Below are 14,913 nucleotides of genomic sequence, written 5' to 3'. Positions count from 1 at the left end.
AACTTTGCCGCAACGCCCGGTCATCGCTGCATGCCTAAAACTAAGGGCTCACAGCAAGAAATTTTAAACGGCATCGTCTACCATTTCAGAGCGAAAATTTGTCGGTGGACTGCAGGCGGCGTTCCGTGATCTGGTCGATCAACACCTTGGCATCAGTGACCAGGTCGTGCAGAAAGGCATAGGTGAAGTTTTGAAAACTGACGCGGGTGTAGAACATGTCGCGCACAATATAATAGTAGCGGATGGCGAGGTCGGCGTTGTGGCGGTGCCCTAAAAAATCGTTCCAAAGTTGTTGCACGGCGGCATTGACTTTCAGGTCGACCAGCTCGCTGGTGTTATAAAATGAATAGCGGTCTTTCGTTCGCGTCAGTTGCACCTGGAACATCACCGTGGTGGTGTGCTCGATGAGCAAAAGGAGATAGTCGGGGTCCAGTGTTTTGAGCTGCCGGGCATCCTCCAGGAAGATCTTCACTTTTTGGTGGTGCAGTTTGGTGAGTTCCATACAATAGCCTTCGAGATCACCGAAATAATGATAAAAACCTGATTTATTCAGTTGGAGTATCCGCGCGAGCCGCTCGATCTGGAGACCCTCCAAACCCTCGCGCGCAAAAAGGTGATAACCTTCTTCGGTCCACAACGATAAATTCCTTAGTTTTTCCATAATGCGGTGCTAAAAAAATGATAATCTGTTTTTGAACGATGTTGCCCTGACGTTCCACGGCCTATCCGTCAGCTTCACAAGCGAGATTGCTGTTCACAAATTGTTGCATCAACACTTTTGCTTCGGTCATGAGACCGTGCAAGAAGGGATAACAAAGATTTTGAAAACTCATGCGCGTGTAAAACATGTCGCGCACAAGGTTGAAATACTGCATGGCCAGATCTTCGTTGTCATGAAAACCGAGATAGTCGGTCCATACCTCGCGCACGATCAGGTCTTCCTGCGCGTCGATCTTTGAAGCGAGGTTCACAAAGGCTGGAGTCTTTGTTTGGATCAACTGAACCTGGAACAAAATGGGCACTTTATGACGGACCACGGCATGCAGATATTCCGGGTCGATGGTTTTCACGTGACGGAGGTCTTCCAGGAAAACGTCTGCTTTCTGTTCATGCAGATGGAGAAGCGCCGTGAAGAACCCTTCGAGATCGCCAAAGTAGTGATAGAACCCTGACTTGTTAAGTTGAAGTATGCGTGCGAGTCGTTCGATTTGAATGCCATCAGCGCCCTCTTTCGCAAAGAGGGTGTAGGCTTCTTCCGTCCATGCCGACGCGTTTTTGGACCTATCCATTTTTCAGAGGGTTTTATGAAATATAGGATTTTTCCCGACAGCGTTGAACGGTACCGTTCAGGACGTCTTTACGATGTTGCATGATGTTACGCAACGTTAAACGGGACGAATCGAAGTCATGGGAAGGTCGCCACCCCATACCAAGGGGGAATGACGTTTCGACATTTGATGTATGAAGGGGTATTGGATGAAGCCCAGGTCATTCTTTTACTTCGGCCTTTTTCTTTCCTACGCCAATGGGTATGCCGAGGTTAAAATACACGGCGCGGTTGTACTGATTAGGGGAGGTGTCGTCTACAACGATGTCCACGATGCCATAATAGTAAAGGAGGCTAAGGTTCATGCCGTTGCCGCGCATCATCCGGTAGCCAATGCCGGCCATCACACCGGCATCGAGGGGGTGATAGTTATCTTTGATATTCACTTTGTAGGTGAGGTCGTCTTTCTTTTTGACGGAAGCTACAAATTCGTCCGTAGCCTTGCTCATCAAACTGAACATGGGCCCGGCCTCGACAAAAAGATTGTTTTTCCATTTGTATTTCATCATAAACGGCACCTGGAAGTACCCCACCTTCCGGATCACGCTTCCGCCCGCAAACGCGTTGTCGAGGTCTGGGTTGTTCAGGGAATAGACGGGAATGTCTTCTGCGCCCATGGTCGATTTGACGAGCACGCCGGTATGAAACAGCCAGGAAGGGTTTTTTGTCTTGATGTCGAAATAAAAACCAAGATTCAAGCTGGATTTGTGCGACGATGGGTTCAGGCCGTGGAGGTTGCTCAGCGTGAGACCGCCGTCCAGCCCAAACTCAACCTTGCCGGTGTTGAGTTTATCGCCCAGCAGCAAGGAGATGATGACCTGCCCGCTGGACGTGGCACAGATCAGTGAGAGTATCAGAAGTGTAAAAAGTTTTCTCATGACGATATTTTATAGGCGTCTGGAAGTGTTCGCATCGACTCATCCGGGCCTACCGGTTTAACCGTTAAACAACCGTGATTTAACGGTATTTTACGGTCAGGATTTGTCAATTTTTCCCTTTCGGGTACGACCCTACTCTTTCGTTTCGATGGTCACCTTCGCGACCTTGCCGTTGAACTTCGAAGCGCCTGCATAGTCTGTCACCGGTGTGCCATCGTCGGTGCCAACATCGGCGAGGTCGTCGACCGAAAATATTCCGGGCTGTGTTTTAGCAATATTGTTTTCACCGGCCTTGGTGCCGTCTACAGAGAGCATTCCCGTGCCACCGGCGCCGGGTTTATTTTCAGCGCGTTTAAATTCATAGATCAGTGTGTGCTTGCCGGGTTTCAACACCTGCGGAGCACCGACGGTGTATGATTCTAATCCCAGGTAATTATAGGTGAACGCGGGCTTACCTTTCTTGATATAGAACGAGAAGCCACCAAACCGGCCACCCTGGCAAACGATCACACCATTGCCATTGGCGCCCACTTCAACATCGGCCGTGATGGTATAGGAAGTGTTGCGCGTGTTAATAAAAACATCCACACCCATGCCTTTCATTCCTTCGCCCAGGGTAAGCGTTGTTCGTCCGTCCATCACGGTCGGTCGGTCCACCAGCTTGGCATCGGTGCGTTCTACAAGTCTGTCGTCAATGGGCAGCACATGGTAGTGTTCGGCCTCTTTCATAAACAGGTCTTGCATCGATTTGAGCTTCTCGGCATTTTGACCGGCCACGTTGTCGGCCAGGCTGAAGTCTTCGCTGGTGTTGTACAATTCCCACACGTCTTCCGTCAGGGTGTGATCGGGCTTGAACTGCCATGCGGGGCGGTGAATGGTGCGGGCTACCCAGCCATCGGCATAGACGGCGCGGTTGCCAAACATTTCGAAGTATTGTACGGTGTGTCTTTCTCTTGCGGCTGCGTCGTCGAACGTGCACAGCAGGCTTGTTCCTTCAACCGGGTCTTGTTGAATGCCGTTCACACTTTTTGGTGCGGGAATGTGACACGCCTCAAATACGGTGGGCGCAATGTCGATCACGTGCGCGAACTGCGTGCGGATCTCGCCTTTGGATTTTATACCCGCGGGCCAGTGTGCCACCATGCCGTTGCGCGTGCCGCCGAAGTCGGAAGCCACTTGCTTGGTCCAAGTGAACGGCGCATTCATGGCCACGGCCCAACCGGCGGCATAGTGAGGATACGTGTTTGCGCTTCCCCATTCGTCGTAGTGCTTGAGCATGTCTTGTACCGTTTCGGGCACTTGGTTGAAATAGGTCATCTCGTTGAACAAACCATTCATCGAACCTTCGGCACTCGCACCGTTGTCGCCGACGATATAAAAGATCAGTGTGTTGTCGAGTTCGCCGAGGTCTTCAATGGCCGAGACCAGGCGGCCGATCTCGTAGTCGGTGTGCGCACCAAAGCCGGCGTAGGTTTCCATTTGCCGGGAGAAGATCTTCTTTTCATCGGCCGAAAGCGATGCCCAATCCTTGATGTCTTTGGGCTTGGGGGCAAGCTTGGTGCCGGACGGCACGATGCCGAGTTTCTTCTGGCGTTCCAGCGTTTCTTCTCTCATTTTATCCCATCCCTGGTCAAACTTTCCTTTGTATTTGTCGATCCATTCTTTTGGTACGTGATGGGGCGCGTGTGTGGCGCCGGTAGCGAAATAAACAAAGAATGGTTTCTCGGGTGTAAGGGCTTGTTGAAAACGTACCCAACTGATGGCGTTGTTGGTCATGTCGGTGGTGAAGTGATAGTTTGGATCGTGCGGAAGTTCCACCTGCGCTGTGCCGTCATAGACCAGCGGCGCCCATTGGTTGGTCTCGCCCCCGATAAAGCCATAGAACTTGTCGAAGCCCGAATGCGTGGGCCAACGGTCGAGCGAACCCGACACAGAAATTTCCCACGGTGGTGTTTCGTGATATTTGCCAAACGCTGCCGTGCTGAAACCATTCTGACGAAGCACTTCGGCCATGGGCGTTATGCTTTGCGGCCTCACGCCGTTGTTGCCGGGAAAGGCCGTGGCCGTTTCCATAATGGAGCCGGCGTTGTTGCTGTGGTGGTTGTAGCCGGTGAGCAACGCGACACGCGTGGGTGAGCAAAGCGAGGTGGTGTGAAAGCGATTATAGCTCACGCCGTTGGAGGCCAGCTTGGCGAGTGTGGGCATCTCGATCGGCCCACCAAAACTGCCGGATGCTCCAAATCCCATGTCGTCGATCAGGATCACCACCACGTTGGGCGCGCCGTTCGGAGCTTTCACATCGAAGCGGGCCGGTGCCTTGACCTGGCGCGCATCCAGTTCTTTGTAGAGTGCCCGCGCGGGTTCTTTGATGGGAAGCGTGGTGCGGTCGGGTTCACCCAATGCCACGGGCGCTGTTTCTGGTACTGTCTTTTGCTGCTTTTGTTCGCAACCCAATGCAAGACAGGCAACCGCAACGAGGGGATAGATTTTTTTCATGGGCGGGGTGAGGGATTAATGTGAACTCAATCTAGTCTCCCCGCGAAAACAAATTTAGACGGTAACGTTTAGTAAGAGGATCTCAGTGTACAACGTGATGCGACGGCCGATCGATCATGAGTGGACCAGCTGACGGCGAGTCGGTGTGATCAGTGGGCATCGCGCGACGAAACATGCCGGTTGGTTGGTATTTGCTTTAAGACCTCATTCATTTCGGCGGCGAGGCTGTGGAGAAATTTGTAGTTGATGTTGTCGGGGTCGATGCGTGCGTAAAAGAAATGCCGGATAATATTTAAATAGGCATGGACTACGGTCTCTTCTTCCGGGATGTCACCGATCCGTCTCCACAAAGCGATGAGTTCCTTGGCTATGATCTTGCCGGCTTCATCCATGTCGTGAGCGGCATGGGCATGATTGCTTTTTACGAGGAGCTGCGACTCGACCAGGAAAAATGTCCGGTGCCGTATGATGAGGAGCAACAGGTCGGGATCGATGGTCTCACAACGCGCGATCTCCGCGGCTACCCCATCGGCCATTCGGACGTGATACTGGAGCACATTTTTCAGGAACCCTTCCATCGTTCCGAAATAATAGTAGAAGCCCGATTTGTTGAGGCTGAGGATCCGGGCCAGTCGCTCGATCTTGATGCCACTCAATCCGTCCGTGGCCAGCAGTTCGTAGCCAGCTTTGGTCCATGTTTCGATTTTTAATTCGCTCATAGGGGTGATCAAAGAAAGGCAATAAGAATTAAAGTTCATGGACGAAACCGTTTAGCAAATTGGCGCACGTGCCGCTTATATTCGCGAGCCTGTATCCGGGCCAGGGGCCGGCGTGATCTGGCGTATCTCAACAAATGGTCATGTGCTGGCAGGCATTTTTGGTTGACCAAAACGATGCACTATGAGATCTACCCTCACTTTCCTACGCGTGGCGCTGACGGAACGCAGCGCAGTGGTGAGACGCTGGTTTCTTAAAGTCTTCGTGTTTCTGTGGCTGCCCATGTCACTGCCCGTGGCGGCGCAATCTCCCAACACCCAGTTTTGGGGTGAGTATATGTTGAACTATCCCTTTGCCAATTCCTTTAACCTGGAGAACGCCTTTGTATACAGCACGCTGGCCAACACGCCGCGTTGGCGCGCCATCGAGTATACTCCGACGCTGGAATATTCACTCACACAACACATCGACCTGACGTTGGGATGCACGCTCTCTTATACTGCGCAGACGGAAGATTACAATACGTTCGAAATACGGCCGGTGCTGGGGACCCGTGTAAACTTCACCCCAAACCAGCGTCTGCAAGCCCGGGTCTATCTGCGGCTGGAGCAACGCAACTTTCTAAACCTCGACACCGATGCGTGGGAACGGGTGATGCGGCCTCGTGCGCGCGCTGAATTCCTGTTTCCGATCAACCACAAAGACATTCACGACGACAAGCTCTGGTACGGCATTGCAGACGTAGAATTGCTTTTTACCACCGACGACGTGGAGGAGCGATTTGCCAACCGCTTTCGCGCCCGGTTTGGGGCGGGCTACCGGCTGAGCTATACGTCGCGGTTTGAATTTCTCTACATGATCCAACAATCCAGGAGCGGGATCAATGAAGATTATCAAACCAGTGATAATATCTTCCGCTTCCGGTACAAACATTATCTCCGCAAGAAGAAACCTACCCAATCCTCCGGCACGGGCAACTGAAGCGAGAGGGTGATGGAATTGCCGGTTTTGTCCACGATACAATTTATGCAGGGATAAAGTAGGGGCATTGTCACCTGATTTCATGGACGCTTCCGTTTAGAAACAATGCACCGGGCGGCTTTATATTTATATACCCATCCCTTGGCGAAACGGGTCAATAAGAGACAGTCAAAAAACAACCACGTGTTATGGATATAAAAAAAATCGAGACCCTGGACATGGCGTTGATGCAGGCGTCAAAAAAAATTAAGGTACTGCAAGCCTTGCAATGGCCTTTGGGCGCTGAAGAGAAATTTCTGGAAGGTTGGCGCAAGGGCAATCCGCAGTTGCCGGAGGCAAACCTGGAGCGCCGCGACTACAGTGACAGCATCGCGGCACTCGAAGAAATTTCGGCCCGCTGTGATCACGACGATGTCGTGGAAAAATTTCTATCCGAAACTGCGCAAAGCTATGCCTATTCAGGGCGCATGCTCCAGGCCGTGGGCACGCCCGACTTTACGACCTACTCCACCAAAATTTATGGCCGACCCGACACGTTGTACAAACTTCAGGGCATGAGCGCCGTGGATGGGGCAAAATTTTTTCTCGAGGTAACGGATTCCTTGTTGGGGAACGTTCATCTTCCTCCCACACCCGCCGACATCTCGGCCCAGGATTTTGCGGGGTGGCTAAAAGCTGAAGTCGATGAGTTTTTTTGTCACGATACCGTCGAGGTCGTCATCGACAAGAGTCTGTCGTCGAAAGCACTCGCTGGCGCCACGCGCATCCGCGTTCGTGGCAGTGCCCTGTTCTCGCAGTTGGACAAAGACCAGCTTCTTTTTCACGAAGCCTATGTTCACACCGCCACCATGCTCAACGGGCGAAAGCAAAGCAACCTCAAGTCGCTCAGCCTCGGAGCACCCCGCACGACGCGGACGCAGGAAGGACTTGCCGTGATGGCCGAACTCATCACCAACGCCATGGACATCAACCGTCTGCGCCGTGTGGCCCTTCGCGTGCTGGCCGTCAAGCAGGCCTTGGATGGAGCGGACTTCATCGAGGTGTTTAAATTCTTCCTCGATGCAGGCCAATCCGAAGAAGAATCTGTGCGATCGGCCCAGCGGATCTTCCGTGGAGGGCATGTGAAAGGGGGTATTGTGTTCACCAAGGATGCCGTCTATTTGCAGGGGCTCATCGAGGTCCACACCTTTATGCGCGTTGCCATTCGCGACAACCGCCCCGACCTGATCCGGAATCTTTTCGCCGGAAGGCTCACCCTGGCCGACGCTCTGCGACTGGCACCCCATTTTGAAAGTGGATGGCTCAAACCTCCTACCTACCTGCCCGGTTGGGCATCGGACCTTCGCCGGCTCGCGGCCGTGATGGCGTACTCGGCGTTCGTGTCGTTTATCAAGCTCGAGAAAGTTTACCTGGAGCGGGCGATCGAGTTTGAGGAAGAGCTTAACGCGGTGTAGGAGACCAGCGTCCCAAGTTTGCGCAAGATATCAATGAGACCTGCAACCGAAAGAAGATTTGAAACGAGCCTGGAACAGCGCTTTGCGAATTTCTAAATTCTTAGGGAAAGCCATCCTCGGTTTGGTGCTTGTACTCGTGATCGTAATTGCCCTCTTGCATTTGCCCGCTATCCAACGACAGATCGCCCCTTGGCTTTCCAACTACCTGTCGTCAAAATTCGGAACCCGTGTGGAGATCGGCAGCGTCTATTTCTCCTGGCTTGGTCGTCTGCGCGTGGGCGAACTGGTGGTCTGGGATGCGAAAAACCAAAAAGTTCTTTCGGCACACAAAATCGAAGTCGTATCCAATATCAGGGATATTATCTCGGGAAAATATGTCGTGGATACCCTGCACCTGGCAGACATCGATTGTCATCTGATCGAGAACAAGGATGGCTGGAACATTCAGCCTATACTGGACGCTTTCCGCGGGCCGGGAAAAAAAAATACATCACCCTCTGCACCGGTTACCCTTCAGGCCAACACGATCCTTTTAGAGAACGTATTTTTCGAATATGCTTCCACCGTTAAAGAAATATCCGTTTCCAGTAGTCTCGGTCGGTTCGCTAGTAAAAACTTCATTTTCTCCAGTCATGAAAATTCCATCGGGGCAGATGACGTCTCGTTACGAAATACGGTCGTAAACATTTTGTCAGGCGAACGCACCGGGACAACCGATACAATCCAGGTCTCAAAACCGTCGTCATGGATCCGTCCGGACTTTGGGATGGGCATCAGGATAGCGGTCGGAAAACTTGAACTGATGGACGATGCATTCTCTTTTCATGTGGACCAGGTCGTGCATACACCCAAAATGGACCCTGATCACCTGGAACTACAGCATATTCAAACAAGTCTGTCGGACATCGTGATCCGGGAGGATACGCTTCGCGCAATATTGAATTCTCTTTCCACGGAACTGCCGGGACTTACCATAGTAAATGCCGCCACGAGCTTGCGGGCGAATAAAGATCGGCTAACGCTTTCCGGTCTACATCTCGCTTCGAACGCGAGCAAACTCGAGGCTGAACTTATGGGCTGGTCCGATTCCGGATCAAGGCAAGATCCGGATTGGTTTAACCTGCAGGGGAAAGCCAGCGGTCATGTCGATGTCCACGATCTTGGTTACTTTTTTCAAGACTCGCTGTTGAATCGTTTTGCACACTGGGAGACGATGGCATGGACGCTGAAGGGCAGCTACATCAAAGGAGTCGGTGAACTGGATATGTTGCACCTGAAGACGAAAGCCAGCGACTTCCTGGCACGGGGAAGGGTGTGGCATGTATCGGACTTTGAAAGCTTGCGTTGGAAGGATGTTGTGGTGAACAGCTCGATTGGAGCGGATGTCACGCGAACACTGCATTCCTTTTTCCCAACCCTGCAAATGCCGCCCATCGCTCAACTGCATGTGGCGAGTGCTGGGAATCCGAAGAGGGCAGGGGTGACCGGCGATGTGAATACACCCTGGGGAAATCTGGGTACCACAGGCTCAGCATCCTTCAAAAAAAATAACGTCGGTCTCGATTTTAATCTCGTCGGCAAAAACATTGAGGGTGGAAAATTTTCCGGGGTCGACTGGCTGGGGCCGGCAAGTTTGTCTGTGGATGTAAAAGGAATCGTTGGCCATGATCAGGATCTCGACGTAAAAGGGGTGATCGGCAGGATTGAAATGGTGAATGAGCCGGTGCAGAACATAACGTTTCGAAGCGAGATCAAGAATTCGAGTGCACAAATCGTACTATCCATTGCAGACACCAGCTATCGCGCGCAGGCGACGTCGAAGCTTTCATTTTCCGGACCGCTCGCCATCACCACAGAAATTGAGACTGACCGGTTTAGGATGGGCAACTTCTTACCCGGCGACAGCACGCTGGCGGTTTCAGGGAATTTTACCTCCATCGTAAGATCCGACAAGAAATTTGTTGACGCGCACCTGGCGGGGAACCACATCCTGTTTCAAAATCAATCGACGAAATATTATCAAGACACGCTTGACATCGCTGTGATGACCACGCCGACCGCCAGTCGCTTCGACTTTTTTTCGGATGACGGTAGCGGTCATCTCACTGCAAACATTGACCTGCCATCCCTGGCCCCGTGGATCCAGACCTGGCCAGCCCGCGTGCTACGCCCGGTCCGTAGCTCGCACCAGCCAGCACAAAACAAAACGGTCACGTTCGACTTTCAGCTTCGGAACATCAGCCCCTTTTTATTGCTGGGTGCCAACGTCGAGGATTTTTCGTCGCTACGTGTTTCGGGTGAGGTGGATGAACAAAAACAGGAAGCCGTGATGCGGGCGACCGCTGGAAAGTTTAAGGGATATGGTTTGACACTGGATACGCTGCACACGCACTATACCATACGGAGCGACAGCCTGAAGGCGGACTTGCAGATAAAGAACTTGTACGTTCAATCCATCGCACTGGGCAATCTCGATTTTGCCGTGCATAACAAGCAGGACACGGCCATGACGAATCTCCTCCTGTCAAACGACTCCACGTCACTGCTGGTGTTGCGCACGCGCATCTTGCGGTCGGATAGCGGCACGTACATTTATCCGGACAAGCTACGCGTGCTGGAGAGCGACTACACGCTCGATCGCGGCAACCCGGTGTACATAAAAAGTGGAAATGTCGTGTTGAACAACTTTCAGGTCGCCCGCGATGCCATGCGTATCGGCATGAACGGCGACCTCCATGCGTTCGACCTCACCCTAAGTCATGTGGACTTTGCTCATCTCAATGCGCTTCGTGCATCCGACTCGACGCTAATAAACGGTGGGCAGATGAATGCGAAAGTTTCGTATACGGCGGGTCAGCAACTCGATCTGTCGGCGACGATCGACAGTCTTCGCCTGTACCAGTCCAACCCGTTGAGGATCGTCATCAGGGCTGTGGGCGATACCGCGCGGGTGCCGTTTGAGGTGCAGGTCACCAATGAAGCAAACAAGGTGGACGTCAAAGGGCAGTACTTCCTGAAAAACAACAGCGTGGATGCGTCTATGCGGGTGGACGTCCGTACGCTGGAGATGTTTAGTTTTTTGGTTTCGGGGATCATGGACAAAATGGATGGGAGTGTAAAAGGAGATGTGACCATCCAAGGCCCGGTACAAAAACCGAAGATCAACGGCCAGCTGCGATTTCTGGATGCAAATTTCACCACGGCGAACCCCAGGCTCACGTTTGGCGTGCGCGACGACGTGGTGACGTTGAAAGATTCCCTGATGGCCTTTCAAAATTTCAAGATCTATGACCAGGAACATCATCGCCTTATCGTAAACGGATCGCTGATCTCCCCCGACTACCAGTCGCTTGCCTACGATCTGAAACTCCACACGGATCGTTATTCCCTGCTGACCAAGGCGGACTCGTTGAACCGGCAGCTGAAAGGAGAACTGGTGATCGCCGGCGATGTAGCCTTGACGGGAACCACAAAGAATGCCAGTGTGAAGGCCGACATCACTGTCAAGGACAGCACGTCGCTGGTATTCGAATCGTCGGACAATGAAATTAAACTTTTGACCAGCACGGGCATCGTCGACTTTATCGACCCCACCGTACTGCGGGGTGTTACGACTGGCGGACAATCCGGCTATTTTTATGATTCCCTGATCAGCAGTCTTCCCGAATTCAATTTGAATTCAACGGTGAAGATCGAAGAAGGCGCCACGATGCGGATTGCGATCGATGCACAGTCCGGTGATTTCATTAGAGCTTCCGGTGGTGGGAACCTCGAGTTGGAGTATGACCGCACAGGGAATGTTGGTATTTCGGGGACCTATACCATTAAGAAGGGTACCTACCGGGTATCGTTTTATGAGCTGGCAAAAAAGAACTTCACGCTGGTGCCCGGATCGTCGATCAGTTGGAGTGGACGGCCGGAAAGCGGCGAGCTTAACATCCGGGCGATCTACATCGTTCGCTCGTCGTCGATCGGTCTGATCGGGAATGAAATCGGCGAGAGCGAAAAATCCATCTACAAACGCTCGCTGCCCTATGAAGTGGGCATCACGATAAAGGGTACGATAGAAAAACCGATGGTGTCCTTTTCGCTCGATCTTCCCCGGGAAGACAGGGTCAACTATCCCGTGTTGGCCAACAAGCTGGACCGGCTGCGGCAACCGGAGTTTCAATCGGAGTTGAATAAACAAGTTTTCGGCATCCTGGTGCTGGGCGGTTTCATGCCTGAGTCGACAGGGCTGGATATCAACGAAGGTCAGGTGGCCACTACGGCGCTGTCCAATAGCGTAAACAGTCTGCTCTCGGGCCAGCTCAACCGTTTTGCCAACCGGTATATCAAAGGCGTGGATATCGATGTCGACATCCAATCGTATAGCGACTACTCAGCCCCCGGCGGCAAGACGCAAACGGCGATGGACTTTCGCATGACCAAACGGGTGATGGACGACCGCCTCTCGTTTGAAATTGGCGGCGATTTCAATCTCAACCAGGATCAAAGCGGCGCGAGCACGGGCGACAAAAACTTCAGGGGCGATGTGGCCATCATCTATGACCTCACGGGCAACGGGAACAAGAAGCTGAAGTTATTCAATAACGAAACGTACGACATCGTTTACCAGGAAGTGCGCAACACGGGGATCTCCCTGATCTTCATCCGGGAGTTCGACAAAAAAAAGAAAGATAAATGAGACGGTCGGCGACACACGGGCTCCTTTCATTTCTTGTGCTGGTGTTGACAGGGTGCACCGGGATGAAACACATTTCGTCTGGCGATCCGCTCTACGTTGGACACAAAATTGAATTTGTGCCACCGGCCCGTGAAGCAAAAAATCTGATGCCCTTCATCCAGGACGTGCTGAAGCCCCAACCGAATAATCAATTCTTGTGGATGCGGCCGGCGTTGGCGCGCTACATGATGTTGTCCGACTCGGCCCGGGGCAAGAAGTTCTGGAAGAATAAAATTACGGGACCCGTGTTGATATCTCACACCAAACCAGCCCAGGTGGCCGCCGCGATTCACAACCGGATATTTCACAACGGATATTTCAACAACACCGTGCGCTACGACACGATCCGGATCGGAAAACGGAAAGCGGAGTTTCGCTACACCATCACCCTTCGCGAGCCCTACCGCTATGATTCTGTTTTGTTTCCCGAACCGCTCAACGACCTTTCAAAAAAGATCAAGGCAACACAACCGGAGTCACTCTTGAAACCCGGCGACATCTACCGGCTTGAGGCGGTGAAAGCTGAGCGCGCCCGGATCGACCTGCAGTTAAAAGAAAAGGGATATCTTTATTTCAATCCTGAATTCATTGCCCTGAGAGCCGATTCAGTCACCGGCGACCACCAGTTAAAAGCGGAAGTGACGGTGAAACCCGAAACCCCGCCCGAGTCGAGGATCCCCTACGTGATCCGAAATGTATACATCCACGCCGATCACGTGCGTGAGAATGCATCGACGGACACGGTGGCATCCGGCAATTATTATTTGATCGAACAGAATAAAGACCTCACGTTGAAGGCCATTCAAAATGGAATTTTCCTGAAGCCCGGAGAACTATATGCCACCTCCAACTACCTGCACTCCGTTCGCTACCTGAACGAACTCCCCATTGTTCAAAACGCAACCGTAAAATTTCTGCCCCGCGGCGACAAAGGTGCGCTCGACGCCGTATTCTACCTGTCGCAACGAAAACGGCTGGCCTACAGTGCGGAGTTCAATACAGTGTTCCGGTCCACCAACTACTTTGGTCCGGGAATAATCTTTAGCTATACGGACCGTAACGTGAAGCGCGGCGCCGAAATGTTGAAAATAAATTTGCGCGGAAGAGTCGAGGTGCAGATCTCTCAGGGAAGCGTCAATCCCGCCTACGAGTTGGGGCTCGAGGGCACCTATACCGTGCCCCGGTTCTATCCCGGTTTCCTATTCAACCTGGGAGAAAAACGTTTGCCCAAGACAACCCTTTCCACGGGGTATAATCTCTTTAACCGCCTCGATCTGTATCGCATGAACTCGGTCTTCATCAACTTTGGCTACCACTGGAGCTTGAGAGATCGTGTAACGCATGCATTAAATCCCGTGGAAGTCATCCTGACGACCGTTCCGGAATCGTCCAAGTCGGAAGAGTTTATTCGTTACCTCGAGGAGAACCCCGGCGTGCAACGCAGCTTCGACGAACAATTTATGGTCGGCTCCGGATATGAATTTACCTATTCACCGACCGCCTCGCGGAACAACTTTTTCATCCGCGGAGGTATCGATGGCGCGGGCAATTTGCTGACGGCCCTCTATGGCGCCGTGAAAGCGTCGACCGATTCCCTGGGCAGATACACGTTGTTTGGTGTTCCCGTTTCTCAATACGTTCGCGTGCGCGCCGACGTTCGCTACAGTTTTAACTTCAACCGACGATCGAAATTGGTCACGCGCTTTGTGGTGGGGTTGGGTGTTCCCTTTGGCAATTCGAGTATCCTTCCCTACATCAAACAATTTTATGTGGGTGGAACCAACAGCCTGCGCTCCTTCGTGGCGCGCTCGGTAGGCCCGGGTAGCGAGACCCCGCCCACCGGATACACCGACCTAACGGGAGACATCCGGCTGGAAGGCAACCTCGAATACCGATTCGATCTATCGGGACGGCTGAAGGGCGCCCTGTTCGTCGACGCCGGAAATGTCTGGCTCTTTCACGACGACCCCTCGCGCCCCAACGGAACATTTAAATTCAACAAATTCCTCAAAGAGGTGGCCGTTAGCTCAGGATGGGGACTGCGATGGGATTTCGACTTCATCGTAGCACGCGTCGACTTCGGCTACACCCTCCGCACACCCTACCGCCCCGAAGGAGAACGCTGGGCAACCGACTTTCATTTCTGGGACCCCACCATCAACATTGCCATCGGATACCCGTTCTAAGAAAATTCCCCACCGCATAACTAACCCCAAACACCCTGTTGTTGGCAGGACACCAACAACGATTCGCCGCAAAAGACTTTATGAATGAGAGCTCACAGCAGGGAACGCGCATAACGGTGATGTGCTCCCTTTTTTTCAATGATTGGTC

At 52.5% G+C, this 14,913-nt stretch carries 9 protein-coding genes; 4 read left to right on the top strand and 5 right to left on the bottom strand.

Translation table 11 applies throughout. From position 1 onward, the window contains the following. Positions 1 to 85 precede the first annotated feature (85 nt). The 5 genes from BUB30_RS15425 to BUB30_RS15405 form a co-directional block, all read right to left on the bottom strand. Positions 86 to 661: a TetR/AcrR family transcriptional regulator gene (locus tag BUB30_RS15425; RefSeq protein WP_073135686.1), complete on the bottom strand. Its 576-nt coding sequence runs from the start codon at positions 659 to 661 to the stop codon at positions 86 to 88. Between the two features lie 61 nt (positions 662 to 722). Further along, a complete protein-coding gene (locus BUB30_RS15420) occupies positions 723 to 1,289 on the bottom strand; it encodes a TetR/AcrR family transcriptional regulator (protein ID WP_073135680.1) in 567 nt (188 codons plus the stop codon). A 199-nt stretch (positions 1,290 to 1,488) separates the two neighbouring features. Beyond that, on the bottom strand, positions 1,489 to 2,205 hold the full coding sequence (locus BUB30_RS15415) for a porin family protein (protein ID WP_073135678.1): 717 nt from the start codon (positions 2,203 to 2,205) through the stop codon (positions 1,489 to 1,491). 132 nt (positions 2,206 to 2,337) lie between these two features. Further along, positions 2,338 to 4,701 carry an arylsulfatase gene (locus BUB30_RS15410; protein WP_084138154.1) on the bottom strand — a complete coding sequence of 788 codons (2,364 nt, stop codon included), beginning with the start codon at positions 4,699 to 4,701 and terminating at the stop codon, positions 2,338 to 2,340. 149 nt (positions 4,702 to 4,850) lie between these two features. After that, positions 4,851 to 5,420 (bottom strand): TetR/AcrR family transcriptional regulator, encoded by a 570-nt coding sequence (locus tag BUB30_RS15405; protein ID WP_073135676.1) that lies wholly within the window; start codon positions 5,418 to 5,420, stop codon positions 4,851 to 4,853. A gap of 181 nt (positions 5,421 to 5,601) precedes the next feature. Here BUB30_RS15405 and BUB30_RS15400 point away from each other — a divergent pair, with 181 nt between their 5' ends. The 4 genes from BUB30_RS15400 to tamL all read left to right on the top strand — a co-directional run bounded on the left by BUB30_RS15400 (position 5,602) and on the right by tamL (position 14,765). Beyond that, the gene (locus BUB30_RS15400) at positions 5,602 to 6,399 is read left to right on the top strand and encodes a DUF2490 domain-containing protein (protein WP_073135674.1); all 798 of its coding nucleotides are present in this window, start codon (positions 5,602 to 5,604) and stop codon (positions 6,397 to 6,399) included. Positions 6,400 to 6,587: 188 nt separating this feature from the next. Continuing rightward, positions 6,588 to 7,853, top strand: a complete 1,266-nt coding sequence (locus tag BUB30_RS15395) for a peptidase MATCAP family protein (RefSeq protein WP_073135673.1) — start codon at positions 6,588 to 6,590, stop codon at positions 7,851 to 7,853. 124 nt (positions 7,854 to 7,977) lie between these two features. Then, positions 7,978 to 12,540 carry a translocation/assembly module TamB domain-containing protein gene (locus tag BUB30_RS15390; RefSeq protein ID WP_245804132.1) on the top strand — a complete coding sequence of 1,521 codons (4,563 nt, stop codon included), beginning with the start codon at positions 7,978 to 7,980 and terminating at the stop codon, positions 12,538 to 12,540. Next, positions 12,537 to 14,765 (top strand): translocation and assembly module lipoprotein TamL, encoded by a 2,229-nt coding sequence (tamL, locus tag BUB30_RS15385; protein ID WP_084138152.1) that lies wholly within the window; start codon positions 12,537 to 12,539, stop codon positions 14,763 to 14,765. Before BUB30_RS15390 ends, tamL begins: the two co-directional genes overlap by 4 nt. Positions 14,766 to 14,913: the final 148 nt, after the last annotated feature.

This window comes from Chryseolinea serpens (assembly GCF_900129725.1).
Classification (GTDB): domain Bacteria; phylum Bacteroidota; class Bacteroidia; order Cytophagales; family Cyclobacteriaceae; genus Chryseolinea; species Chryseolinea serpens.
This window is presented reverse-complemented; position numbering and strand designations above follow the sequence as displayed.

What these genes read in the sequence shown, in the direction of transcription:
- BUB30_RS15425 (WP_073135686.1), bottom strand. Translation starts at nt 661, where the DNA reads ATGGAAAAACTAAGGAATTTATCGTTGTGGACCGAAGAAGGTTATCAC.
- tamL (WP_084138152.1), top strand. Translation starts at nt 12,537, where the DNA reads ATGAGACGGTCGGCGACACACGGGCTCCTTTCATTTCTTGTGCTGGTG.
- BUB30_RS15415 (WP_073135678.1), bottom strand. Translation starts at nt 2,205, where the DNA reads ATGAGAAAACTTTTTACACTTCTGATACTCTCACTGATCTGTGCCACG.
- BUB30_RS15420 (WP_073135680.1), bottom strand. Translation starts at nt 1,289, where the DNA reads ATGGATAGGTCCAAAAACGCGTCGGCATGGACGGAAGAAGCCTACACC.
- BUB30_RS15405 (WP_073135676.1), bottom strand. Translation starts at nt 5,420, where the DNA reads ATGAGCGAATTAAAAATCGAAACATGGACCAAAGCTGGCTACGAACTG.
- BUB30_RS15400 (WP_073135674.1), top strand. Translation starts at nt 5,602, where the DNA reads ATGAGATCTACCCTCACTTTCCTACGCGTGGCGCTGACGGAACGCAGC.
- BUB30_RS15395 (WP_073135673.1), top strand. Translation starts at nt 6,588, where the DNA reads ATGGATATAAAAAAAATCGAGACCCTGGACATGGCGTTGATGCAGGCG.
- BUB30_RS15410 (WP_084138154.1), bottom strand. Translation starts at nt 4,701, where the DNA reads ATGAAAAAAATCTATCCCCTCGTTGCGGTTGCCTGTCTTGCATTGGGT.